Below are 25,281 nucleotides of genomic sequence, written 5' to 3' on the forward strand. Positions count from 1 at the left end.
GTCAGAGCGTGCGCCGGTCCATCACGGCGCGGGCAATGGTACCCGCGTCCACGTATTCGAGTTCGCCACCCACCGGCACGCCGCGCGCCAGGCGCGACACCTTGAGCCCGCGCGCCTTGAGCATTTCGCCGATGTAGTGCGCGGTGGCCTCGCCTTCGCTGGTGAAGTTGGTGGCGACAATCACCTCGGTGGCCGGACCGCCGTACTCCGGGTCGGTGGCACGCGCCAGCAGGCGATCCAGATGAATTTCCTTCGGGCCGATGCCGTCGAGCGGCGACAGCCGCCCCATCAGCACGAAGTACTGCCCGCGATAGGTCAGGGTCTGTTCGATCATGACCTGGTCGGCGGGCGTTTCCACCACGCAGAGCAGCGCGGCGTCGCGGGCGGGGTCGCGGCAGGTCTCGCAGATGTCCTGCTCGGTGAACGTATTACAGCGTTCGCAATGGCGGATGCCATCGGCGGCGCCACGCAGCGCGTCGCCCAGTTTGCGCGCGCCGTCGCGATCATGCTGCAGCAGGTGATACGCCATGCGCTGGGCCGATTTCGGCCCCACGCCGGGCAGCACCTTGAGCGCCTCGATCAGCGCCTGCAGCGAAGTGGGCGGCGCCGCCTTCATGGCACCGCCTGGAACAATGCGCGCATGGGGACGTCGATCAGAACGGCAGCTTGAAGCCCGGGGGCAGCGGCAGGCCCGAGGTCATCGAGCCCATTTTTTCCTGCGTGGTGGCCTCGGCCTTGCGCACGGCGTCGTTGAACGCGGCAGCGACCAGGTCTTCGAGCAGGTCCTTGTCGTCGGCCAGCAGGCTCGGATCGATCGTCACGCGCTTCACGTCGTTCTTGCAGGTCATCAGCACCTTCACCAGACCGGCGCCGGACCGGCCCTCGACCTCGATCTGGGCCAGCTGCTCCTGCATCTTCTTCATGTTGTCCTGCATCTGCTGGGCTTGCTTCATCAGCCCCGCCAGTTGGCCTTTCATCATGGCATCACTCCTTCGATATGTGTGTATGGGGTGGGACGGCGCCGCATGGTGTCGATCCAGGCGGGCCGCCTCTCGAAATCAGGCAGCGCGCGGCTGCACGGAGCCGGGCACGATCTGCCCGCCGAATTCGCGCAGCAGGCCCTGTACGAACGGGTCCCGGTCAATCTCGGCCTCGGCCTCGCGCTGGCGCTCGGCACGCGCCGCGGCTTCGACGGCCGCCGCGGTATGGGTCACGGCGCCGATCTCGCAATGCACGCGGACCTCGACGCCAAAGTGTTCATTGAGCGCCGTTTGCAGGCGCTCGGCCACATTGGCCTCGCCAATGGCCGCCACCGGCACGCGCAGATGCAACGTCCGGCCCACCACGCGGTGCAGCTCGCTCTGATGCGCCAGCTGCTGCGCCAGGCCCTTGAGCGGCAGGCTGGCGGCCAGCGCCGGCCAGTCGCCCGTGAAGACCGGCGGCGTACCGTCGTCGGACGCGCTCGGCGCCACCGGCGGCACGGCCGGTGCCAGCGCGACCGCCGGCTCGGGCTCGGGCGCCGCCTTGCGGGCCTGGGGCTGGGCGGACTGGCCCGGGGCAGCACGTCCGGCGCCACGCGGCGCGCGGTCGAAGCCTTCCGATTCGAACCCGTTGTCGTACCCGCCAAAGTTGGGGTCGAAGCCCGGATCGCTATCGTAGGGGCCGATCACCGGCATGTCGGCCGGCATGGCTTCCCACGGCGGGACATCGCTGCCACCGGCGGCTTCCCACGGCGGCACATCGGCGGCAGGCTGTGCCGGCCGAGCGGGGCTGGCGGCAGCATGCGCCGGGCGCTCGCGCATGGGCTCCGACGCGGCCGGGGCCTGCTGGGCGACTGCCCCAGGCACGGCGGGCGCAACAGGCACGGCGGCCGCGGCGGGCGCAGCCGGTGCGGCGGCAGTGGGCCGGGCCGGTGGCGCGGATGCGGGTGCCGGTGCCGGTGCGGCCGTGGTCGCCGGGCGCGAAGCCGAGGGCGGACGCAGCGGCTGGGCCGCCGGGCGCTGACTGGACGCGGCTGCGGCGCCAGCCATCGGCGGCGCGCTGGCGCCGGCCGGACGCGAAGCACCCTTGCCCGCCGACGCCTGACGCGCGGCTTCCAGGGCGGCACGGGCCGGAGACATGGCGGTGCGGCTGCTGGCCGGCGCGGCGGGCGCTTCGGCAACGACCGGGGATGCGGGGACTTCGGCACGCGCCGGCGCGGCTGCCATGGGCGTTGCAACCGGTTCCGCTACCGGCTCGGGCATGGGCGGAACGACGGCCTTCGCCACATCGGCAACTGGCGTCTCGGCGTTCGGTGCAAGCGCCCGGGCCACGGGCGCTTGGGGCGCGGCAGCCTTCACCGGCACGGCTTCGGGAGCCTGAGCCACCGGCGCAGCCGGCATGGCACGGGGCGCGGCGGCCGGCGGGCTGGCCGGACGCGGCCGCGCCACGGCCTGGCCGCCACCGCCCTGCCCGCCCAGCGGCGCGGCAGGCGTGGCCGACGGCCGGAAGGCCAGCATGCGCAACAGCGTCATCGTGAAGCCGGCATATTCGTCCGGCGCCAGCGCAAGCTCGCTGCGGCCCAGGTTGGCGATCTGGTAGAACAGCTGGATTTCCTGCGCGTCGAACTGGCCGGCCAGGCGACGCACATCCTCGGCTTCGGGCCATTCGTCCTGCACCGATGCCGGCACGGCCTGGGCCAGCGCGATCTTGTGCAGCAGCGAGCCCAGGTCCTGCAGCGCGCCGGCAAACGACAGGCTTCGGTCGGCCATCGAATCGGCAATGCCCAGCATCGCGGCGCCGTCCTCGGCGGCCAGCGCATCGAGCAATTGCACCAGGAAGCTCTGGTCGATCGCCCCGAGCATGCCGCGCACGGCTTCCTCGGACACCTGGCCGGCGCTGTACGCGATGGCCTGGTCGGTCAGCGACAGCGCGTCGCGCATCGACCCATGGGCAGCCTGCGCCAGCAGGCGCAGCGCACTGCCGTCGTGGTGGATACCTTCCTGGCCCAGGATATGGTCCAGGTGCGACACGATATGCCCCGGCGGCATCTGCTTCAGGTTGAACTGCAGGCAGCGTGACAGGACGGTGACGGGGATCTTCTGCGGATCGGTCGTGGCCAGGATGAACTTGACGTGCCCGGGCGGCTCTTCCAGCGTCTTCAGCATCGCGTTGAAGGCGTGGTTGGTCAGCATGTGCACTTCGTCGATCATGTAGACCTTGAAGCGGCCGACCGTCGGCGCATAGACCGCCTTGTCGAGCAGCTGCGCCATCTCGTCCACGCCACGGTTCGACGCCGCGTCCATCTCGATATAGTCGACGAACCGCCCGCTATCGATCTCCAGGCAGGCCTTGCACTGTCCGCAGGGCTGGGCGGTGATGCCGCCGCTGCCGTCCGGGCCCGTGCAATTGAGCGCCTTGGCCAGGATCCGGGACAACGTGGTCTTGCCGACACCGCGCGTGCCGGTGAACAGGTAGGCGTGATGCAGCCGCTGCTGTTCCAGCGCATGCGTGAGCGCGCGCACCACGTGCTCCTGGCCGACCAGCGTGGTGAAATCCCGTGGGCGCCATTTGCGCGCTAGAACTTGATAACTCATGGCGGCGATTGTAGCAAAAGGCGGGCCTCGGCAATCGGGAGCCGGCCCGGCAAACCCCGGCCGGCCGGCGCCTACGAAAAAGCCCCGCCGTGGGGCGGGGCTTCGTGTCACATCGGGCTGGCCGGCCGTCAGTGAATCACCATCTGCGTGAACGGATGCACATACGCCTGCAGCGTCACGAAGAGGCCCACCAGGATGGCCAGCGAGATCGAGTGGAAGAACACGTAGCGCAGGATCTCGCCCTCGTGGCCGTACCACTTGGTGGCCGTGGACGCCACCACGATCGATTGCGCGTCGATCATCTTGCCCATCACGCCGCCGGAGCTGTTGGCGGCCGCCATCAGCGTCGGCGACAGGCCCAGCTGCTCGGCCGTGGTCTTCTGCAGGCCGCCGAACAGCACGTTCGATGCCGTGTCGGACCCGGTCAGCGCCACCCCCAGCCAGCCCAGCATCGTGCCGAACAGCGGGTACAGCACGCCGGTCTGGGCAAACGCCAGGCCCAGCGTGGCGTCCAGGCCCGAGTAGCGGGTCAGGTAGCCAATGCCGAACATCGCGCAGATCGTCAGCAGTGAATAGCGCACGAGCTTGATGGTTTCCCAGTATTCCTTGAACAGGCGCGGGATCGAGTAGCCCATCAGCAGGCCGCCCACCACCGCCGACACCAGGATGCCGGTGCCGGCCATCGACAGCACGTTGAAGTTGAACACGGCGCCTTCGGCGATTTCCTTCGGCACCACCGGCGGGCCCTTGATGACGGCCTTGTCAAGGCCCGGGATCGGGAATTTCCACTGCCAGATGCCGTCCATCAGCTTCTTGAACTCGGGCACGCCCCAGACGAACACGAACACGGTCAGGATCACCCACGGCATCCAGGCCTTGGCCACCGAGATGCCCACCGATGCGGCGCTGGCCCGCGCGTCGGCTTCCAGTGCCTCGGGATGATCGACCTTGGAGTCGTCGTGGCGGCCCAGGATGCGCGTGGACGTCCAGATTTCCTTCGGTTGCCAGATCTTCAGGAAGCCGGTCAGGCAGCCCATCGAGATCAGCGCCGAGATCACGTCCACCAGCCACGGGCCGTGGAAGTTCGACACCAGGAACTGCGGCACGGCAAAGCTGACGCCCGCCACCAGGATGGCCGGCCAGATCGCCAGCATGCCGCGGAAGCCCGCGAACGCCCAGATCAGCCAGAACGGCACCAGCACCGAGAAGAACGGCAGCTGGCGGCCGATCATCGCGGACAGCTGCACCTGGTCGATGCCCGTCACCGACGACAGGCCGATGATCGGCGCACCCAGCGCGCCAAATGCCACCGGCGCGGTGTTGGCGATCAGCGCCAGGCCCGAAGCGGCCAGCGGCGAGAAGCCCAGGCCGATCAGGATGGCACCGGTCACGGCCACCGGCGTACCGAAGCCGGCGGCGCCCTCGAAGAATGCGCCAAAGCTGAAGGCCACCAGCAGCAGTTGCAGGCGGCGATCCTCGGTCACGCCGGAGATCGAGTTCTGCAACACCTTGAATGACCCGTTTATCGTGGTGAGCCGGTGCAGGAAGATGATATTGAGGACGATCCAGCCAATCGGGAACAAGCCGGACACGATGCCGAGCCCCGCCGCCTTGCCGGCCATGGCCGCCGGCATGCCGAACACGAACGACGCCACGACGATGCCCACCACCAGCGCCAGGCCGGCCGCCAGGTGCGCCTGCATATGAAAGAACGCCAGCGCGGCAAGCAGCACGGCGACCGGAACCCCTGCAGCGATGGTCGAAAGCGCCATGCTGCCTAGCGGGTCATAGACTTGACTCCACACGATTGAATCCTCCTCTGGTTGATACGGCTGCCTGCCTCTGACGGACCTGGACAACCGGACGACATGTGCCCCGCCGAGCGACGCAAGCGCCGCCCGCCGGACAGAAAGGGGATTGTAAGGACGGGTTCCCGGCTCACCGCCCAAAATCCGGTCATCGACCCGATGAGCCGGATTCAGGGATTGTGCGGGGGCAGTCTGGCGCACCTCACATCCTCGCGCGCAGCGTACTCCTTAAAACGATCGTTCGATATAGGTAATGTGATGGAGGCGCGGCCCCGCCCACGCACGGCGGTGCACGGCGGGCCGCCCCCTTCGGCGAGTGCCGGATCAGCCGCATTCGCCCACGTAGCCGCAGTTGGCGCACTTGGCGCAGCCGTCGACCTTGTGCAGCGCATGCGCGCCACATTCGGGACATGGCTTGCCGGTGCCGATGCCGGTCACGGCCGTCGCGGCCTGGGCCGGCGTCGTCGGCCGGGCCAGTGCGACCGCCGCCTCGCCGCCGTCGCGCCGGGCCAGCCGGGCGGCCAGCGCCGTCACGGGCACCTGGCCGCCCTCGTCGTCCAGGAAGCCGCGCTTGATCAGGATGCGCTGCAGCGCGTAGCTCAGCGCCGCCACCTCGGAGTCATGGAAGCGCGGTACCTCGGTGCCATCCTGCCGCACCACCGATCCATAGCGCACGGTGCCCTTGTCCCACACCACGTTGCGCATGTCGGCCAGCGCCTTGGCGATCGGGCCGCCCGAGCGCGCCACCATCGACAGCAGCCGCATCGTGGACGTGATCCACTGCTGCCCCTCGGTACGCTGGCCGGCCGGCATGAAGAACTCGATGGGCCGTTCGATCGTGACCGGCTGGCCGTCCACCGTCCCCGTGACGCGCATGAAGTTCACGGTCAGGTAGACGGTCTTGTGGCCTTCGTAGGTCAGGTACTCGACCTTGGACGTCACGCCTTCCAGATCGCCCAGCGGACGGCTGCCGAACGGCCGGGTCAGCGGATCGTCGCCATTCTGCTGGGCGCCCGGCGTCGTGGCCGCCGCCGCAGGCGCGTCGGGAGCCGGCGCCACCGACAGCACCGCGTCCAGCACCTGGTTGGGCCGGTAGGTGGCCAGCCCCTTCAGGCCGGCCTTCCAGGCTTCGAGGTACAGGTTGCGGAAGGCTTCGTACGGATAGTCCTCCGGCACGTTGACGGTCTTGCTGATGCTGGTGTCGATATACGGCTGCACGGCTTCCAGCATCCGCATATGGTCCAGCGCCGACATCTGCAGCGCGGTGACGAAGCTGTCCGGCAGATGGTCCATGTCGCCGCCCATATGGCGATAGAGCCGCCATGCATGGTCGGCCACCTCGAACGTGCGATAGCTGTCGTCGGGCATGCGTTTGCGGCGGTTGTACGTCCACGAGAACGCGGGCTCGATGCCATTCGACGCGTTGTCCGCGAAGGCCAGCGTGATGGTGCCGGTCGGCGCGATCGACAGCAGGTGCGAGTTGCGCAGCCCGTGCGTGCGAATGGCGTCCCGCACGGCGTCCGGCAGCCGGCTCACAAAGCCGCCGCGCAGGTAGGCGTCGGCATCGAACAGCGGGAAGGCGCCCTTCTCGTCGGCCAGTTCCACCGATGCCAGGTACGCGTGGTCGCGCATCGCTTCGGATATCCGGCCCGCCAGCGCGCGCGCCGCGTCGGTGTCGTAGCGCAGCCCCAGCATTACCAGCGCGCTGCCCAGCCCCAGGAAGCCCAGCCCGATGCGGCGCTTGGCCTGCGCCTCGGCCTGTTGCTCGGGCAGCGGCCAGAACGTGACGTCCAGCACGTTGTCGAGCATGCGCGTGGACACCCGCACGACTTCGGCAAACGCGGCGAAGTCGAAGCTGGCCTCGTCGGTGAAGGGCTGGCGCACGAAGCGCGTCAGGTTGATCGATCCCAGGCAGCAGCAGCCATACGACGGCAGCGGCTGCTCGGCGCATGGGTTGGTGGCTTCGATCGTCTCGCAGTAATACAGGTTGTTGTCCGCATTGATGCGCGACAGGAACAGGATGCCGGGCTCGGCGTGGTCGTAGGTGGCCTGCATGACCTGGTCCCACAGCCGGCGCGCCGGCACGCGGCGATACACCCACTGGCCGTCGTCGCGCCGGTAGGCGCCGGCCGCGATCACGTCCATGCCCGGCTCGGCCTCGTGCACGAGTTCGATTTCCTCGTCGGCCTCCACGGCCTGCATGAAGGCGTCGGTCACGCCGATCGAGATATTGAAGTTGGTCAGTTCGCCACGATCCTTGGCGTGGATGAAGCTCTCGATGTCGGGATGGTCGCAGCGCAGCACGCCCATCTGCGCCCCGCGCCGCGCCCCGGCCGACTCCACCGTGGCGCACGACGCATCGAACACCTTCATGAACGACACCGGCCCCGAGGCGCGCGAATGCGTGGCGCGCACCAGCGCGCCGCCGGGCCGGATCGACGAGAAGTCATAGCCCACGCCGCCGCCGCGCCGCATGGTCTCAGCGGCCTGCGCCACGGCCGTATAGATACTGGGCTTGCCGTCCCGGGACTCGGACACCGAATCGCCCACGGGCTGCACGAAGCAGTTGATCAGCGTGGCCTGGATGCCCGTACCGGCGGCGGAATTGATGCGCCCGGCCGGCACGAAGCCGTTTTCCAGCGCCCAGAGAAAGCGCGCGGCCCAGGTGTCACGGTGATCGGCCGGCTCGACTTCGGCCAGCGCGCGCGCCACGCGGCGGCGCACATCGTCGATGCTGCGCTCCTCGCCCTTGGCGTATTTTTCCTGAAGAACTTCGATGGAGATGTCTTGCGGCACGAGTGCGCCGCGGAGGATCTGGTCGTTTGCGTTCATGCCCCAACCTGTCTGGATGAAAAGTCGGCAGAAAATGCCGTCCGCCATGCTGCCAGCATGGCCGGGCGACACCCCGGTATCAGATCAAACTCCGGTCGAACAACCCTCGTAGAACAACGAAATTGGAAACGTTGCGCCAGGTTGGGTTACAATGCCGGTCGGACGGGCCTCCTCGCATGGTGGCGCGGTCAACCTGGTCAGGTCGGGAACGAAGCAGCCACAGCCGTTTTCCACCAGTGCCGAGGGTCAGGCTCGTCCCCCTTCCTCCTGCTTTTTCTGTCTTCCCGCGAAGTTCTTCGCGAAAATCCCACAAAATAGTGCCTTCCTGCTGATCGCGGCGGACCCGCCATCGCGCGGCAATCCAGCACCTATTCTGCGCCTCTTTTGCGGATCAGAACAACGACCCCTGCTGCGTCGTGGCGATTGGCACAGACGTCCGTGAGGGCGTCCAAGCGCGCAGCACTTCGGCGTCGATCCATTCCCCGGCGGCCGTGGCCACGCCGGCTTCGATCCGCTTGCCCGGGAAGACCGGCTGCACTGCCGCCACATAACGCGCCAGCTGCGCGCCATAGGCGGCGTGTTCCTGCGGCAGCAGGCGCTGCTTGTAGTCGATGATGACCACGCGGTCGTCGAACTCCACCAGCCGGTCGATCCGCAGCAGGCGGCCCCGGCCATCGTAGAGCTCCACCTCGTTGCGCGCCGACACCGCGTCGGGCGCAAACAGCAGCGGCCGCAGCGCCGGCGCCGCCAGCATGGCGCGCAGGTCCGCCACAGCCGCCTCGGCCTGCCGCTGCCAGCGGTCCCGTGCCAGGGGCGCGCCGGCGCCGGCCAGCGGGAACCAGCGCATCACGGTGGCGGCGTCCGGCACGCCGGCAAAGGCCTCCGGGTAGCGCGTCAGCCGTTCCAGCAGCGCATGCACCAGTTCGCCATGCGCGGCAGCCTCGGCGTCGAACACCGTGGCTTCGGGCTCGTCCTCGAAGCCGGCTTCTGCCACCGCTTCGGCTACCACTTCAGCGGTCCCTCCTGCGGCTTCCCCGGCCGCCACCTCGTCCGCGCCGCGATAGCGCAGCCGGAAATCGGTGTAGCGCACGCGCTCGCTGGCCGCGCCGAAGGTGTCGGCGGCCGCGATTTCCGCCTCCGGATAGGCGCTCACCGCGTCGCCGACGCCTGCCCCGGCCAGCCGCACATACCAGCTGCCGGCGATCTCGGCGCCGTTGGCTTCGTCCCTGGCGGCCTTGCTGGCCCGGCCCTTGACGCCACTGACCAGCAGGCCCTGCTGCGCGCGCGTCATGGCCACGTAGAGCAGGTTCCAGTTCTCGCGCTCGGCCAGGGCGGCTTCGGCCTCGAACATCGGCGCCCGTGCCAGGCCGCGCTCGCTGCGCTTGCCGTAGGCCGAGAAATGCCGCGGCGCGTTCGATGCCGGCGGCCAGTCCACCAGGATGCCGCCACGGTCGGCGGCCGGATCGCTGTGGTTGGCATCGAGCAGCACCACGAATGGCGCCTCCAGGCCCTTGGCCGCATGCACGGTCAGGATATGCACCGCGTCAAGCTGGCTGTCGCCGGCGTCGTCGGGCTCGGCCTCGGTGTCTTCCACGCCCTCGCCCATGCCGCCCTCGTCCGGGCTCTCATCCTCGTCGCCGCGCCGGATCTCCTGCAGTTCGTCGATGAACTTCGGCAGGCTCGGGTAGCGGCCGCCGTCCAGGTCCAGCGACAGCTTCAGGAAGGCGTCCAGGTTGGCCAGCACCTGTTCGCGGATGGCCGACGGCGCGGCCTCCGCGTAGCGGCGGCGCACCTCGCCGTGGTGGTAGATATGGTCGATCAGGTCGTGCACGGGCTCGTGCGGCGCCAGCGCCAGCCAGGCGCGCAAGCGGGCGACGCCGGCGCGCAGCGCGTCCGACGCATGCTCAGGCAGCCCGTTGGCCATGCGCGACCACCAGCCGCCTTCGCCTTCGATCGACGCCAGCAGGATCAGGTCGTCGTCGGTGGCGCCAACGATCGGGCTCTTCAGCACATGCGCCAGGTCGAGATCGGACTCCGGCGTCATCAGGAACGCCAGCAGCGCCGAAATATCGAGCGCCTCCAGCGTCGTCAGCAGGCCGCCGCGGCGCGGGCTCAGGCACGGGATACCGGCTTCGCGCAGCGCGCGCTCGTAGTCGGGCAGATAGGTCTTGCGGCGCACCAGCAGGTGCATGTCGCGCCAGGTGGCGGGCCGCGACACGTCGCCCTCGCGCACGGGCACCTGCTCGCGCAGATAGTGCAGCCACGCGGCCACGCGCCGGCCTTCCTCGAAGCGCAGTGAATCGCCCTGCTGCACACGCGGCTGCGTCAGCGTGTCGCGATGGCCGTCACCGGCAGGCCGATCGTCGTCGGTGCCCACCGCTCCGTCCACAGCTTCATCCACGGCTCCCTCGGCTGCGCCCGCCCCGGCGGTGTCTTCCGCCTCGACCAGCGGCAGCAGCCAGACCGGGCCGCCGGGTTCTTTCAGCGCCGTGGTCTGGGTCTCGTAGAGCGGATACCGGCCGTCGGCGCGCGCATGATCGAACACCGCATTGACCCAGTCCAGCACTTCGGGACGATTGCGCCGCGTGCGGTTGGTACGCAGCACCGTGGCGCGAAACTCGGCTTGCAGCATGTCGCGTGCGGCATCGAACAGGCGCGCATCGGCCCGGCGGAAGCGATAGATCGACTGCTTGGGGTCCCCCACTAGGAACACGGTCGGCTTGTCGCCCAGGCCCTGGTAGCCGGCCAGCCAGCCCTGCAGGATGCGCCACTGCAGCGGGTTGGTGTCCTGGAATTCGTCCAGCAGCAGGTGGCGATAGCGCGCATCGAGCCGCACCTGCAGATAGGTGGCGGTTTCCTCGTCGGCCATCAGCCGCGCGGCCAGCCATTCGAGGTCGGCGAAATCCATCGCGCGCTGCTCGCCCTTGTATCGCTGGTAGCGTTCCAGCAAGGCGTCACCGAGCCGGTAGAGCGCCAGGTTGATGGCCAGCACGGCGGCCTCGCAGCGGCGGGCCGCGATATCGTCGAGCCGCGCGCAATGGCCGGCCACGCGGGCGATCAGGTCTTCGGCACCGCCTTCGCCGCCGCAGATCTTGACCAGCGCGGTGGTGGCCTTCATCGAGCGCGGCTTGCCGGCGTCGGTGAAAAACGCGGCGCGCAACTCGCCGAAGGCCTGGGCGGCGGCGTCGCCGGGCGCGGCGCCGGCATCGAGCCAAGCCCGGACCGCGCGCAGGCCGTCCATCAGCCGCGACGCGTGGGTCTGCTCGGTTTTGCCGGCCCGGCCCAGGGTCAGCGCCAGCTGGGCGCATTCCTCGAGCCAGTCGTCGTCGGCCAACGCCTCCACCAGCACGTCGGCCGTGGCGTCATCGCCGAGATCCTGGGCGAGCCGCTGCGCCGGATCGCCAGCATCCCGGAACGCCCACCACTCGTTGCGCGCGTGGAACATGCGATCAAGCAGGCTGCGCGCCTGGAAGTCGCCCACCGCATCGACCAGCTGTTCATAGGCTTCGCGCAGATCGGCATGCTGCGGATGGGCCAGCGCCCGCCAGAACGGCGCCCAGGCCTCGCGCTTCATGCGCAGGGCGTCCTCGCGCAGCGACGCACCGGGCACGATGCCCGACGACAGCGGCGCGCCACGCAGCAGCGTGCCGAACCAGCCGTGGAAGGTGTCGATGGCCATGCGGCCCGGCGATGCCAGCACCTGCGCATGCAGCAGGCGGGCGCGCGGCAGCGCGGCGCGCGCGGCATCGGGGGACAGGCCGCGCATTTCCAGCTGGGCCAGCACGGCGTCGTCCGACCCGCTGGCCAGTTGGGACAGCACTTCCAGCAAGCGTTCGCGCATCTCCTCGGCGGCCTTGCGCGTGAACGTGATGGCCAGGATCTCGTGCGGTGCGGCGCCGGCCAGCAGCAGGCGCACCAGCCGCGCCACCAGCAACCAGGTCTTGCCGCTGCCCGCGCAGGCCTCGACCACGACCGAGCGTGCCGGGTCGCACGCGGCGCGTGTGAAATCGGCCTCACCCACCGGCTGGCCATCGCGCAGATAGGGGTGGATGTCCTGACTGGCGTTCATGAGCGAAGATCCGGCAAGGCGGTGGATTCCCAGAAGCCCTTGCGGCACAGGCCGCGCGCTTCGCAATAAGTACAGGCCGCGGCATCGCCGAATGCGGGCAGCTTCGCGCCCTGCCGCAAACGGCCGACGTCATGCCGCAGCTGACGCTCTAGCCACGTCACGGCGGCCTGGAATTCGGGCAGATCGACTTCGCGCTGCGCGCCGGGGGCGCTGTCGCGGCCGCCCTGCTTCACGCCTTCCAGCGCCACCCAGCTGCCGGCCACGGCATCGGCGCGCAACAGGCCGTAGAACGCCAGCTGGCAGTCTTCCTCGGCATCGCCCACTTTGCGGCGCAGGCGGCTGGCGGGCTGCGTCTTGTAGTCGAGCACCGCGTGCGCGCCGTCCGGGCCCTTGTCGAGGCGGTCGATCCGGCCGGCCAGCCGCAGCGGCACGCCGTCGGGCATCGCCACATCGACGCCGGCGTCCAATTCGCCGCCGCGCCAGTGCCAGCCCATTTCCTCGCGGGCGGCCTGCCACGCCACGTACGACGGCAGCACCTCGCACCAGCGGCGGTAGTAGCTGATCGCGTTACCGTCCTCCGCGATCTGCTTGCCGAACACGGTGTCGGAGATCTGCTGCAGGCGGGCCAGCCGCCGGGCGTCGTCGCGCTCGCCGGTGTCGTGAACTTCCTGGTGGTACTGCAGCAGCACGCGGTGCAGCAGGTTGCCGATATCGCGCTTTTCGAGGTCGTCGTTGAGCGATTCGAGCCCGGCCAGGCCCAGCATGCGGCCCGCGAAAAACTGATAGGGACACCGGCGCAGCATGTTGTACGCCGCCGCGCTCCAGCGGGCCGGCACGCGTTCCGGCGCGATCGGCGCGGGCATATGGCCGGGCTGCGCGAAGGTGTCGAGCAGCGGCGGCGCGGCGCTGGCCTCGATCGGCGCCCCGGCGCGCGCGCAGCAGGCGGACAGCCGCTCGATCCAGCCCGACACGTGATGCGGCTCGCCCCGGCTGCCGTAGCGTTGCCAGGTCAGCACCACGTCGTCGTTGTTGAGCAGCACTTCGGCCAGGTCGCGCGCCTGCTGCGCGAAGCGTGCCTCGCGATCTTCCAGGCCCAGTTCGCGCCGCATCTGGTTCGAGAAGAACATCAGCTCGGCCGCGCTGGACGGCAGCTGGGCATCATCGCACCCCACCACCACCACGCCGTCGAAGCGGCGCATCCGCGCGCCGTTGAGCGGCAGGATCGTGATGCGCGACTGGCTCTGCGCCAGCGGCTCCTTGTAGGCCACCGTTTCGAGCAGCGCGGCCAGCATGGCGCGGAATTCCTGCTGGTTCAGCGTGGCATGGCTGCCGGTTTCGTCGTCGGCCAGTTCGGCCAGCCGCGCCAGCGCATCGAGCAATTGCTGGCCGGCATCGTCGGCGGCCAGCGCGGGACGCATCGCCAGCGCGTCGAGCGTGGCATCGAGCCGCCCCAGCCAGACCGACAGCGGCTGCTGGGCATGGCCGCGCGGCCACTGGCCGGCTTCATCGGCCAGCGTGGCGATCAGGCCGCGCGCGGCGGCGCGCACGTGCAGCGTCGCGTCGCTGGCCTGCATGGCCTCGGCATCGGCCACCACCGTCCCCTCGCGCTCCGCGAACAGGTGGCGCAGCCGGGTCCAGCCGCCGGTAATCACGTCGCGCCGGATCTGCCGCTCCAGCAGCGCGATGGCCGCGCCACGGTGGGCGGCGTCGGGCAGGCAGAACGGCGACTTCAGCAGGTCCAGCAAGGCGGCGGTATCGCCGTCGCGCACGAGCACGTCAAACCAGCGCATCAGCGCGGCGGCCGCGCGCGTGGTGGACAGCTTCCAGCCCGTTTCATCGCGTACCGGCGCACCGGCCCGCTTCAGCAGCGCGCGCGTGCGGCGCGCCACCACGCGATCGTGCGCCACCAGGGCCACATGCTTGCGGCCCTCGTTCAGCCATTGGACGAGCTGGGCCGCCGCAGCGGCGGCTTCGTCCTCGAAACGGGCACTGCCGATGACCCGCACGCGCGGGCGTGCCGCGGGCAGCGTCCGGGGCAGCGCGGGCAGCGTGGCATCCGTGGGCAGCCTGCCGGCACCATCATCCGCGCCGGCCTCGCCGTCGTCCCCGCCCGGCTGCGCCGGTTCGGCACGGCGCGCCTCGGGCCACAGCGCCAGCAGCGTCTGGTACCAGTCGGCGTCGGCTGCCGCTTCGCCGCCGGTCCAGTCGTAGCCCACTTCCAGCGTCGGCACCGCCTCGCCGGCCTGTTGCAGGAAGCTGGCCTCGATGGGCTCGGGCGGCGTCGGACCGATCCACACCACCGGCCCGGCTACCTGCTGCGCCAGGCGCTGGAGGGCGCGGCGACGGGCCGGCAAGGGGTCGTCCGGGCCGGACAGCATCTGCCAGAAGGCCAGCACGATCTGGGCCTCCTGGCCAAGAAACCGCTCGGACAGATGGGCGTAGGTACGCTGCAGCGCACCTTGCAGCAGCGCGGCGCGGTCGTCGCCATCCACGTCGTCATCCTCGCGGATGGCGGCGTCCTCGAGCCATCGCGCGCTCAGTTCGTCGCTGATCGACAGCAGCGTCTGCGCCAGCCCCCAGGCGGCGCCCTCGGTCTGGGCGCCGAACGCGGTGCGCAGCCAGTCCTGCGCGCGAATGGCCTGCTGCACGGCCAGCAGGCGCGCGGCGTGGCTGCGCGCTGGGGCCGGTTCGGCATCGAGATCGGGAGGCAGGTCCAGCAGCCAGTGGCCCAGCGTCAGCACGCGCGGCAGCAGGCGCGGCTGCCCGGCCGCGCGTGCCGCGGCATCGAGCGCCTGGCGCACGCCGGGAATCTGCGCGGCCGTCGGCACGACCACGTGCGCGGCCGACGCTGCAGGGCCGCAGTGGTCAAGGAAGTACCACGTCGCCGTGGCAGCCTGTTCGAGAAACGACGGGCCTGGAGGAAACGAAAGCCGGGTCATGAATGGTAGGGACCGATACGTATCAGCGATGCGGGGCGACCCGGGCGCCCCGGACGCACGCGAAGGTCAGTTGCCGCCCCGTCCGCCACCTTCCAGGCGGGCACGCAGTTCGCGGGCGGTTTCCAGCAATCCTTCATAGCCGGAGCGCGCGTGCTCGGGCAAGTCGGGGTCGCCAATCAGCGTGCCGAGGGTTTCCATCACGCTGTACACCAGGCCCCTGGCGGCGCCGGTGGCGATGCTGTTGGTTTCGACGGCGCTGTTCAGGTGTGCCAGTGCTTCGCTCAACTGGTCCGCATCGGGGGTATCGGTATCGGGCTTGCGAGGATCGGGCGTCATGATCGATGGCCTATGTCGGAAGAGGCAAGGTTTGCGCATCCGGCCTGCCATTCTACGCGCAGCGCGGATGCGGTCCGTCCAAGTGCATTCTAGATCATGCCCCGCGCCTTGTTCTACGGGAAATCCCCAGCGGCGGGGGCGCTGCCCGCCACAAATACCTCCGATGAGGGATGCCGATTGAGCCGGTCTCTCGCGCCGATTGAAACTATCATCGGCAACGGAAGCCGGGGCGCGGCACAATGTGCCCGTGACCGGCGCGAACGCCCTGTGGCGCGCGGCGCGCGGCGGGTGAGGCCGGGGCTTGAAATCCGGCAAGCTGGTAACATATCGGCGTCAATGGCGGCGCGTGTCGCCACGCATTGCCGTCCGGCGTCCCTGCACGATCTCGTGTAAGGTAACGGTTCAGCCCCACGGCAGTTGCCCGCCTTCAACATAAACTGAGCAAAACCTGAGGTTCCCCGCCATGAGCGACCAAATCAAGTATGTGAGCGACGCATCGTTCGACACCGATGTGCTCAAGTCCGACAAGCCCGTGCTGCTGGACTTCTGGGCTGAGTGGTGCGGTCCCTGCAAGATGATTGCCCCGATCCTGGACGAAGTCGCGAAGGACTACGGCGACCGCGTGCAGATCGCCAAGATCAACGTGGACGAAAACCAGCAGGTGCCGGCCAAGTTCGGCATTCGCGGCATCCCGACGCTGATCCTGTTCAAGAACGGCGAAGTCGTGGCCCAGAAGGTTGGCGCGCTGTCGAAGTCGCAGCTGACCTCGTTCCTGGACGCACAGGTCTAAGCCACCGACCTCCGGCGGGGGCCTCGAGCCCCGGCCTGGCATGATCCGGCCTCGCGGGCGCCAGTTCTGGCGCGCCGGCCGGATTGTGCTAAGATGCGACCCAACAACTTCCCCGAGCGTTCGCTCATTCCTTCCCCCTCCTTAGGTCTTGCCCGTCCGGGCCCTTCTGTACCCCTTGTCTATGCACCTGACAGAACTCAAATCGCTTCACGTGTCTGCGCTTCTCGAAATGGCGGCTACGCTCGAGATCGACAACGCACAACGGATGCGCAAACAGGAACTGATGTTTGCGATCCTGAAGAAGCGCGCCAAGATGGGCGAAACCATCTACGGAGACGGCACGCTGGAAGTTCTGCCCGATGGCTTCGGTTTCCTGCGCTCGCCGGAAACGTCGTACCTGGCCAGCACGGATGACATCTACATCAGCCCGTCGCAGATCCGCCGCTTCAACCTCCACACCGGTGACTCGATCGAAGGCGAAGTGCGTACGCCGAAGGACGGCGAGCGGTACTTTGCACTGGTCAAGGTGGACAAGGTCAACGGGCAGCCGCCCGAAGCGGTGAAGAACCGCATCATGTTCGAGAACCTGACGCCGCTGCATCCGAACCGGCCGCTCACGCTCGAACGCGACATCCGCGCCGAAGAGAACATCACCGGCCGCATCATCGACATGATCGCCCCGATCGGCCGTGGCCAGCGCGCGCTGCTGGTGGCGTCGCCGAAGTCCGGCAAGACCGTGATGCTGCAGCACATCGCCCACGCGATTGCCAACAACCATCCGGAAGCCGACCTCTTCGTGCTGCTGATCGACGAGCGCCCGGAAGAAGTGACCGAAATGCAGCGCTCGGTGCGCGGCGAGGTGGTGGCGTCGACGTTCGACGAGCCGGCCATCCGTCACGTGCAGGTGGCCGAAATGGTCATCGAGAAGGCCAAGCGCCTGGTGGAACTGAAGCGCGACGTGGTGATCCTGCTGGACTCGATCACGCGTCTGGCCCGCGCCTACAACACGGTGGTACCGGCCTCGGGCAAGGTGCTGACCGGCGGTGTGGACGCCAACGCGCTGCAGCGCCCGAAGCGCTTCTTCGGTGCCGCGCGTAACCTGGAAGAAGGCGGTTCGCTGACCATCATCGCCACGGCGCTGATCGAAACCGGCAGCCGCATGGACGACGTGATCTACGAAGAATTCAAGGGCACCGGCAACATGGAAGTGCACCTGGAACGCCGCCTGGCGGAAAAGCGCGTCTACCCCGCCATCAACCTGAACAAGTCCGGCACGCGCCGCGAGGAACTGCTGATCAAGCCGGAAATCCTCCAGAAGATCTGGATCCTGCGCAAGTTCATCTCGGACATGGACGAAGTCCAGGCCATGGAATTCATCCTGGACAAGATGAAGCCGACGAAGAACAACGCAGAATTCTTCGACATGATGCGTCGCGGCGGCTGATACCGGCCAGTTGCCACCGGCATGAAAAGGCGTACCCTTCGGGTGCGCCTTTTTCTTTTCCGATTCCGCTCCGACCCCGCATTCACGCCTTCGACATGTTCGGCAAACTGTCCAGCTACCTGCGCGCCCGCTCGCGCGAACGCAAGCTCGCGCACTACGCCATCCCGGACGACCTGTGGACCCGCACCGTGGCCGCCCTGCCCTTCGTCCAGCGCTATGGCACCGACGACCTGGCCGCGCTGCGCGAACTGGCCACGCTGTTCATCGCCAGCAAGGAATATTCGACCGCCCACGAGCTGGAGCTGACCGACGAGATGGTGGTGGGCGTGGCCGTCCAGGCCTGCGTACCGATCCTGAAGCTTGGCATCGAGTGGTATCGCGGCTGGCACGGCATCGTGCTGTATCCGGGCGAATTCCTGATCCGCAAGACCGTCGAAGACGATATCGGCCTGGTGCATGGTGTGGAAGAGGAAGCCAGCGGCGAAGCCTGGGAGCATGGCCCGGTGATCCTGTCCTGGCAGGACGTGAACATGCCCGGATCGGGCGTCGACAATGGATCGGACTCCTATAACGTGGTCATCCACGAGTTCGCCCACAAGCTCGACATGCTCGACGGCGAACCCGATGGCGTACCGCCGTTCTCGCGCGTGCTGCATCCCGGCATCGATGCGGAACAGTGGGCCGAGTCCCTGCTCACGCAGTACGATGCGTTCGCCGACGCCTGCGAGGCGGTGCCGGATGCCAGCTGGGACCACCCGGCACGCCTGCCGCCCCGGCTGTGCGTCATCGACCCGTATGGCTGCGAGGCGCCGAGCGAATTCTTTGCCGTGGCGTCCGAGTCATTTTTCGTCGATCCGAAGGGCCTGCGCGAACACTGGCCGGCGCTCTACGCGGTGCTTGGACAGTTCTACCGGCAGGACCCCGCATCGAGTGCTACATAGATCACCAACAATCGCAGCGGCACACCGGAAATCGTGGCCCGGATATTGCCCAGGCTCTTGTTTTTCTGCCATAATCCCGGTTTGCCCGTTATCGGCAAGTGGTTCGCTCGTCGCAAGCAGGCTGCGGCACCACGGAGCGGACTGGCTACCCAACCTGAAAGGAAGCACCATGAAAGAAGGCATTCACCCGAATTATCGCGAAGTCCTGTTCCACGACGTGTCGAACGACTTCAAGTTCGTGACCCGCTCGACGATCCAGACCAAGGACACGATCGAACACGAAGGCAAGACCTACCCGCTGGCCAAGATCGAAGTGTCGTCGGAATCGCATCCGTTCTACACCGGCCAACAGAAGATCATGGACACGGCCGGCCGCGTCGAGAAGTTCCGCCAGAAGTTCGGCAGCAAGCTGGCCGCCAAGAAGTAATTGGCCGACGCTACCAAGCGACTGCGGCGCGCAACAGGACAGATGCTCCTGGCACGCGCAACCTGACAAAGAGGCAGCATCGGCTGCCTCTTTGCATTTGTGGCCCACAATAGCGTTTCGCGCACGCTCAACCAGGGCTACCCCGATTTTCCGCCGATGTCCCAAGCCACCAAGACCTCTCCCGTCCACCTGACCGCCGCCGCCACCGGCGCGCTGCCGCGCTATCTGCTGCTGGCGATCTGCATCATCTACGGACTGACCGGGCTGTTCGGCCGCGACCCGTGGAAGAACGAGGACGCCGCCGGATTCGGCGTGATGTGGCAGCTCGGCTCGGGCAGCCTGCAGGACTGGCTGATGCCCAATATCGTGGGCCGCCCGTTCAGCGAGGACGGCCCGCTGGTGTACTGGGTGGGCGGCCTGATGATCCGCCTGTTTGGCGGCTGGCTCGGTGCTCCCGACGCGTCCCGCCTGGCCACGGCGCTGTTCTATTTCGCCACCTGCGCGTTCATCTGGTATTCGACCTACCTGCTGGGCCGCCGCGACGAGGTCCAGCCGTTTGCCTTCGCCTTCGGCGGCCAGCCCGACGCACGGTCCTATGGCCGCGCGCTGGCCGACGGGGCGCTGCTGATTTTCCTGGCCTGCGTGGGCCTGGCCGTGCGCGGCCACGAAACCACCGCGCAGGTTGGCCAGGTCTGCTTTATCGCCTTCATGCTGTACGGCATGGTGCGCAGCCTGGACAAGCCGGTTCAGGGCAGTCTCTGGTTCGGCGTGGGGCTGGCCGCGCTGTGCATGGCCAGCGGCCCGATTCTGGCCGCGGCGCTGCTGGCAGCGGCGCTGATCGCCGGCGCGGTCTCGCAGCCGGTACCGTCGAAGCGGTTGCTGACCATTGGCGTGCCCGTCGCACTGGCGCTGGTTGCCGCCTGGATGGTCGTGGTCTACCTGGGTGCGGCCGACGCCGAAGACGGCGTGACCTATATCCGCGAGTGGGCGCGCTACGATCGCCGCACCTACGGCCTGCCGACGCTGCCCACCGCCGGTTTTATCGCGCGCAACTTCCTGTTGTTCGCCTGGCCGGTCTGGCCGATCGCGGCCTTTGCGTGGCTGTCGTGGCGCGGCATGCGGCGTGCGCCTCACATGGCGCTGCCGCTGGCCATCCTGGGCATGCTGTTCCTGCTGCTGGTGCTGCAACGCAGCCCGGGCGACGTGCAGTTCATCCTGCTGCTGCCGCCGATGGCCATCCTGGCTGCGTTCGCGCTGCCCACGCTGCCGCGCGCGGCGATCAACGCGGTGGACTGGTTCGCCCTGCTCTTCTTCACGATCTTCGGCGGCACGGTGTGGTTCATGTGGATCGCCAAGACCACGGGCTGGCCGCCCAAGGTGGCCAACAACGTGTTCCGGCAGATTCCCGGCTTCGAGCACACGTTCACGATCAGCGCCGTAGTTATCGCGCTGGCCGCCACGGTCGCCTGGGTGCTGGTCGTGCGCTGGCGGCTGTCACGCGCGCCCAAGCAGATCTGGCGCCCGGTGGTGATCTCGGCCGCCGGCACCACGCTGATGTGGGTCATGGCCATGACGCTGTGGCTGCCGTCGATCAACTACGGCAAGACCTACCGCGACGTGGCAAAGGCCGCCGCGCTGGCGCTGCCGTCCACGTACGAATGCGTGCAGCCGATCCGCATGGGCGATGCGCAGCTTGCGTCGTTTGCGTACTTCGGCAATATCCGCTTCGGCGGCCCGGGCGACGGCTGCGACGTGCTGCTGCGCCACGATGCCGTGGACTACGGCGCGCCAAGCAATGTCTCGCACTTCGAATGGCGCCTGATCTGGGAAGGCCGGCGCCCGGCGGACCGTGACGAGCGGTTCCGGCTGTATCGACTGGTCGATACATCGCAAGCCAAGTCGGCGCAGGCCCCCGCGCGACGCCGTCTGCCACGGCAGTAATCCCTTCCCCCGCGCGGGCGGCCAGCCGCCCGCGAACTGGCCCGGCCCCGCGCCGGGTGCGTCCCCAACCTACCTTCCACGATGAGCAGCGCGCTGCAGGACCTTCGTCGCATCGTTCACCTTGCCGCCCCGGTACTGGTGGGGCAACTGGCCGTCATCGCCTTCGGTGTCACGGACACCATCATGGCCGGTCAGGCCTCGGCCGCCGATCTGGCCGCGGTCGGGCTGGGCGGATCGATTTACGTCACCGTCTATATCAGCCTGATGGGCGTGCTGCAGGCGCTTGCGCCGGTCGCCGGCCAGCTCTACGGCGCCGGACGCACCGCCGAGATTGGCGTCGAAGTCCGCCAGGCCGCGTGGCTGGGACTGGCGCTGGCCGTTCCCGGGATGCTGCTGTTGCTGTTCCCCGGTCCGCTGCTGACGTTCGCCCAGGCGCCGCCCGAGCTGGTGGACAAGGCATCGCGCTACCTGCATATCGTGGCGTTCGGCCTGCCTGCAGGGCTGGCGTTCCGTATTTACATGGCGCTGAACAATGCGCTGTCCCGGCCGATCATGGTCACGGTGCTGCAGATTGCCGGCCTGATACTCAAGGTGCCGCTCAATGCGTGGTTCATCCACGGCGGTTTTGGCGTGCCGGCGATGGGCGGGCCGGGGTGCGCGCTGGCCTCCACGCTGATCAGCTGGACGTGGTGCCTGTCAGGGCTGGCCATCCTGCGGCTTGGGTCTGCCTACCAGCCGCTGGCGATTTTTGCGCGCTGGGAATGGCCCCGATGGGACCGTATCCGGCCGTTGCTGCGGCTCGGGGTGCCGATGGGCCTGACCTACCTGATCGAGATTACCTCGTTCACGCTGATGTCGATCTTCATTACGCGGCTCGGCACCGAAACGCTGGCCGGCCATCAGATCATCGCCAACCTGAGCGCGGTGGCGTACATGATGCCGCTGTCGCTGTCGATTGCCACGTCCACGCTGGTGGCACAAGCCATCGGCGCCCGCGACATGTGCGGCGCCCGACGCATTGGCTGGCGGGGCATCCGTTTTGGCGCCGGCCTGGCACTGTTCACTGGCGCGCTGCTGTGGCTATTTCGCGAGCCGCTGCTGCACGCCTACGCCAAGGACCCGGCCGTGGTGGCCAAGGCACTGCCGCTGATGCTCTTCGTGGCCTTCTACCAGGCCTTCGACGCCATCCAGGTGATGAGCGCGTTCATCCTTCGCGCGTACAAGATCGCATTGATTCCAACGCTGATCTATGCGGGCTCGCTATGGGGTGTCGGCCTCGGCGGCGGCTATGTGCTGGGCTTCGGCCTGATCGACGCGCTGCCGGCCTTCACCCGTGGCGCAGCCGGATTCTGGATGGCGAACAGCATCAGCCTGGCCATCGCCGGGACGCTGCTGGTCCGCTACTTCAGGCAGGTGAGCCAGGTAAAGGCAGTCGACGCAAGGGAGACGGCGGAGGTGGCGTGATAGCTCCGCGGTTGGGACCAAAAAAGCCTGCTTGCGCAGGCTTTTTTAAATTTGGCGGAGCGGACGGGGCTCGCCTACATCCCGCAGGCCGCGGATTCGCTTGCAAGCGAATCCCTTCTCGCCCCGCCGGGAGCTGCGCAGGCAGCTCCCTTCGCTCCTTATGGACGAAAAAAAAGCCTGCTTGCGCAGGCTTTTTTAAATTTGGCGGAGCGGACGGGGCTCGAACCCGCGACCCCCGGCGTGACAGGCCGGTATTCTAACCAACTGAACTACCGCTCCGTTTTCTGCTGTTACCCGGGAATCCCGGCTAACTGCTAGGCGTTTGATTACGCCCGGCTGTTTGGCGTCCCCTAGGGGATTCGAACCCCTGTACTCACCGTGAAAGGGTGATGTCCTAGGCCTCTAGACGAAGGGGACAGAAATCTGTTGCAAGCAACGTCTTCCGTCGTTTGCTGCGAAGTCCGGCATTCTACCAGAATTTTCGCAACTTGAAGCAACTTTTTTACTGCATCGGTTACTTCGAAATTCTTGGTGGAGCTAAGCGGGATCGAACCGCTGACCTCTTGCATGCCATGCAAGCGCTCTCCCAGCTGAGCTATAGCCCCGAATACTTCCGGTACTGCCTATAATCGCAACGACTTGCGAGGCCGCGATTATAATTTGATTTTTCGAAGCTAACAACATTCGCCTCGGGTAAATCGAAACGTGATTATCTAATAATCACCTCTCACCCAAATAAAAACCCGCTTGGTTTCACCCAAGCGGGCTCAGTCTGGCGGAGCGGACGGGGCTCGAACCCGCGACCCCCGGCGTGACAGGCCGGTATTCTAACCAACTGAACTACCGCTCCGTTTTTTGCGGTTGCCACCCGAAGCTTCGCTCCGGACAGCCAACTGGACGTATGATTACGTCCAACATCTGGCGTCCCCTAGGGGATTCGAACCCCTGTACTCACCGTGAAAGGGTGATGTCCTAGGCCTCTAGACGAAGGGGACAGAAACTTTGGTGGAGCTAAGCGGGATCGAACCGCTGACCTCTTGCATGCCATGCAAGCGCTCTCCCAGCTGAGCTATAGCCCCAGAGTTACTGCCATTTACTACTGCTTGCCGCCAGATTTACTGCTTTCCGGCGAAGCGGCGATTATAAATCAATCACCATATTTTGCAAGCCCCTTTTTCCGGCTTTTCAACCGGGCTGCTTGACTTGCGTCGCGCAGCAGGGAGAACGAGATTATGCTGAAGTCTCGGCCTGAGCGCAAGCCCCTGCCGAGACATTTCTGCACATTTTTATGCGGCGCCCAGACGACGCAGCACCGTATCGCGACCGAACAGCTCCAGCACGGCATCGATGCTCGGCGTCTGCAGCTGTCCTGCCACCAGCAGGCGTACCGGCATGGCCAACTTCGGCATTTTCAGCCCGAACTCGGCCAGCACGGCCTTGAACGTGGCGTTGATGGCTTCGCGCTTCCACTCGGGCAACGCGGCCAGTTGCGTCGCCAGCGCCTGCAGCGCCGGCCGGATCTCGTCGGTCAGGTGCTCCGCCTTCAGCGCCGCGTCGGCCTGCGGCTCGCCGCGATAGAACAGCATCGCCGTCTGCGCCACTTCCTTCAGCGTGTTCGCACGGTCCTTGACCAGCGCGACCACGCCCACCAGATCCACGCCTTCCACCTTACCGCCCAGCGCCTCGATGAACGGACGCGTCAGGTCGGCCAGGCGCGCATTGTCGCCAGTCTTGATGTAGTGATTGTTCAGCCAGGCCAGCTTTTCGGGGTTGTACTGCGCCGGCGACTTGCCCAGGTGATCCAGGTCGAACCACTCCACGAACTGTTCGCGCGTGAAGATCTCTGCGTCGCCGTGAGACCAGCCCAGCCGCGCCAGGTAGTTCAGCACGGCCTCGGGCAGGTAACCTTCGTCGCGGTAGCCGGTCACGGGCATCGCGCCGTGGCGCTTGCTCATCTTCTCGCCCTGCTCGTTCAGCACGGTCGGCAGGTGGGCGTACACAGGCTCTTTACCACCGAGCGCGCGGATGATGTTGATCTGGCGCGGCGTGTTGTTGACGTGGTCGTCGCCACGGATCACGTGCGTGATCTTCATGTCGAGGTCATCGATCACCACGCAGAAGTTGTACGTCGGCGTGCCGTCGGGGCGGGCGATCACCAGGTCGTCGAGCTCTTCGTTCGAGATCTCGATGCGACCCTTCACGGCGTCGTCCCACACCACGCTGCCGCCTAGCGGATTCTTGAAGCGGACCACGGGCTGCACGCCGGCCGGCGGTTCGGGCAAAACCTTGCCCGGCTCCGGGCGCCAGAAACCGTTGTAGCGCGGCTTTTCGCCGGCGGCGCGCTGGGCTTCGCGCAGCGCGTCCAGTTCCTCGGTGCTCATGTAGCAGTGATAGGCCATGCCGTTGTCCAGCATCTCGCGCACAACCTGGCGATATCGGTCCATGCGCTGCATCTGGTAGAACGGGCCCTCGTCGATATCGAGGTCCAGCCAGGCCATGCTTTCCAGGATCACATCCACGGCTTCCTCGGAAGACCGCTCGACGTCGGTATCCTCGATGCGCAGGATGAAGTCGCCCTTCATGCGGCGGGCAAACGCCCACGGGTAGAGCGCGGAGCGGATGTTGCCTAGGTGGATAAAGCCGGTCGGGCTCGGCGCGAAGCGGGTGCGGACGCGTTGTGTCATGGTCGGGGAGAAACAAAAAGGCCCACGCACG

Annotated in this window: 15 protein-coding genes, 6 tRNA genes and 1 other RNA gene; 7 read left to right on the forward strand and 15 right to left on the reverse strand. The window is 67.5% G+C overall.

What is annotated here, in order from left to right; translation table 11 throughout:
- Nucleotide 1: 1 nt before the first annotated feature.
- The 5 genes from recR to AC3FJ6_RS00940 all read right to left on the reverse strand — a co-directional run bounded on the left by recR (nucleotide 2) and on the right by AC3FJ6_RS00940 (nucleotide 8,215).
- Nucleotides 2-616 (reverse strand): recombination mediator RecR, encoded by a 615-nt coding sequence (gene recR / locus AC3FJ6_RS00920; protein ID WP_153945296.1) that lies wholly within the window; start codon nucleotides 614-616, stop codon nucleotides 2-4.
- A 37-nt stretch (nucleotides 617-653) separates the two neighbouring features.
- Entirely contained in the window at nucleotides 654-980 is a 327-nt protein-coding gene (locus AC3FJ6_RS00925) for a YbaB/EbfC family nucleoid-associated protein (protein ID WP_488770370.1), read from the reverse strand.
- A gap of 78 nt (nucleotides 981-1,058) precedes the next feature.
- Complete coding sequence (locus AC3FJ6_RS00930) at nucleotides 1,059-3,575, reverse strand: DNA polymerase III subunit gamma/tau (RefSeq protein ID WP_488770371.1); 2,517 nt, start codon at nucleotides 3,573-3,575, stop codon at nucleotides 1,059-1,061.
- Between the two features lie 128 nt (nucleotides 3,576-3,703).
- Nucleotides 3,704-5,380, reverse strand: coding sequence for an L-lactate permease (locus AC3FJ6_RS00935; RefSeq protein ID WP_400392893.1), 1,677 nt, complete (start codon nucleotides 5,378-5,380; stop codon nucleotides 3,704-3,706).
- A 327-nt stretch (nucleotides 5,381-5,707) separates the two neighbouring features.
- Nucleotides 5,708-8,215, reverse strand: coding sequence for an adenosylcobalamin-dependent ribonucleoside-diphosphate reductase (locus AC3FJ6_RS00940; protein WP_488770372.1), 2,508 nt, complete (start codon nucleotides 8,213-8,215; stop codon nucleotides 5,708-5,710).
- 161 nt (nucleotides 8,216-8,376) lie between these two features.
- Between AC3FJ6_RS00940 and ffs the strand changes: the two genes are divergently transcribed.
- An RNA gene (gene ffs / locus AC3FJ6_RS00945) (signal recognition particle sRNA small type) lies at nucleotides 8,377-8,475 on the forward strand.
- A gap of 131 nt (nucleotides 8,476-8,606) precedes the next feature.
- On the opposite strand, the gene AC3FJ6_RS00950 is transcribed toward ffs, so the two are convergent.
- From AC3FJ6_RS00950 to AC3FJ6_RS00960, 3 genes are all read right to left on the reverse strand, one after another.
- Nucleotides 8,607-12,284 (reverse strand): UvrD-helicase domain-containing protein, encoded by a 3,678-nt coding sequence (locus tag AC3FJ6_RS00950; protein ID WP_488770373.1) that lies wholly within the window; start codon nucleotides 12,282-12,284, stop codon nucleotides 8,607-8,609.
- Complete coding sequence (locus AC3FJ6_RS00955; protein WP_488770374.1) at nucleotides 12,281-15,223, reverse strand: PD-(D/E)XK nuclease family protein; 2,943 nt, start codon at nucleotides 15,221-15,223, stop codon at nucleotides 12,281-12,283. The genes AC3FJ6_RS00950 and AC3FJ6_RS00955 overlap by 4 nt, the downstream gene beginning before the upstream one ends.
- A gap of 66 nt (nucleotides 15,224-15,289) precedes the next feature.
- Nucleotides 15,290-15,559, reverse strand: a complete 270-nt coding sequence (locus tag AC3FJ6_RS00960) for a hypothetical protein (protein ID WP_487523662.1) — start codon at nucleotides 15,557-15,559, stop codon at nucleotides 15,290-15,292.
- Nucleotides 15,560-16,022: 463 nt separating this feature from the next.
- Here AC3FJ6_RS00960 and trxA point away from each other — a divergent pair, with 463 nt between their 5' ends.
- The 6 genes from trxA (at nucleotide 16,023) to AC3FJ6_RS00990 (ending at nucleotide 22,566) form a co-directional block, all read left to right on the forward strand.
- Entirely contained in the window at nucleotides 16,023-16,349 is a 327-nt protein-coding gene (gene trxA / locus AC3FJ6_RS00965; RefSeq protein ID WP_066734371.1) for a thioredoxin TrxA, read from the forward strand.
- Between the two features lie 181 nt (nucleotides 16,350-16,530).
- Nucleotides 16,531-17,793: a transcription termination factor Rho gene (gene rho / locus AC3FJ6_RS00970; protein ID WP_066734373.1), complete on the forward strand. Its 1,263-nt coding sequence runs from the start codon at nucleotides 16,531-16,533 to the stop codon at nucleotides 17,791-17,793.
- 95 nt (nucleotides 17,794-17,888) lie between these two features.
- Nucleotides 17,889-18,734: a M90 family metallopeptidase gene (locus AC3FJ6_RS00975; RefSeq protein ID WP_488770375.1), complete on the forward strand. Its 846-nt coding sequence runs from the start codon at nucleotides 17,889-17,891 to the stop codon at nucleotides 18,732-18,734.
- Nucleotides 18,735-18,903: 169 nt separating this feature from the next.
- Nucleotides 18,904-19,161, forward strand: a complete 258-nt coding sequence (locus tag AC3FJ6_RS00980) for a type B 50S ribosomal protein L31 (RefSeq protein WP_061959698.1) — start codon at nucleotides 18,904-18,906, stop codon at nucleotides 19,159-19,161.
- A 156-nt stretch (nucleotides 19,162-19,317) separates the two neighbouring features.
- A complete protein-coding gene (locus tag AC3FJ6_RS00985) occupies nucleotides 19,318-21,102 on the forward strand; it encodes an ArnT family glycosyltransferase (protein WP_488770376.1) in 1,785 nt (594 codons plus the stop codon).
- Between the two features lie 81 nt (nucleotides 21,103-21,183).
- A complete protein-coding gene (locus AC3FJ6_RS00990; protein ID WP_488770377.1) occupies nucleotides 21,184-22,566 on the forward strand; it encodes an MATE family efflux transporter in 1,383 nt (460 codons plus the stop codon).
- 202 nt (nucleotides 22,567-22,768) lie between these two features.
- Here the strand turns inward: AC3FJ6_RS00990 and AC3FJ6_RS00995 are convergent.
- From AC3FJ6_RS00995 to gltX, 7 genes are all read right to left on the reverse strand, one after another.
- Nucleotides 22,769-22,845, reverse strand: a tRNA-Asp gene (locus AC3FJ6_RS00995).
- A 62-nt stretch (nucleotides 22,846-22,907) separates the two neighbouring features.
- A tRNA-Glu gene (locus tag AC3FJ6_RS01000) sits at nucleotides 22,908-22,983 on the reverse strand.
- A gap of 112 nt (nucleotides 22,984-23,095) precedes the next feature.
- A tRNA-Ala gene (locus AC3FJ6_RS01005) sits at nucleotides 23,096-23,171 on the reverse strand.
- Between the two features lie 168 nt (nucleotides 23,172-23,339).
- A tRNA-Asp gene (locus AC3FJ6_RS01010) sits at nucleotides 23,340-23,416 on the reverse strand.
- Nucleotides 23,417-23,485: 69 nt separating this feature from the next.
- Nucleotides 23,486-23,561, reverse strand: a tRNA-Glu gene (locus tag AC3FJ6_RS01015).
- Between the two features lie 8 nt (nucleotides 23,562-23,569).
- A tRNA-Ala gene (locus AC3FJ6_RS01020) sits at nucleotides 23,570-23,645 on the reverse strand.
- 207 nt (nucleotides 23,646-23,852) lie between these two features.
- Nucleotides 23,853-25,250 (reverse strand): glutamate--tRNA ligase, encoded by a 1,398-nt coding sequence (gene gltX, locus AC3FJ6_RS01025; RefSeq protein WP_488770378.1) that lies wholly within the window; start codon nucleotides 25,248-25,250, stop codon nucleotides 23,853-23,855.
- Between the last annotated feature and the right edge of the window lie 31 nt (nucleotides 25,251-25,281).

The organism is Cupriavidus sp. 94F1, from assembly GCF_057798875.1.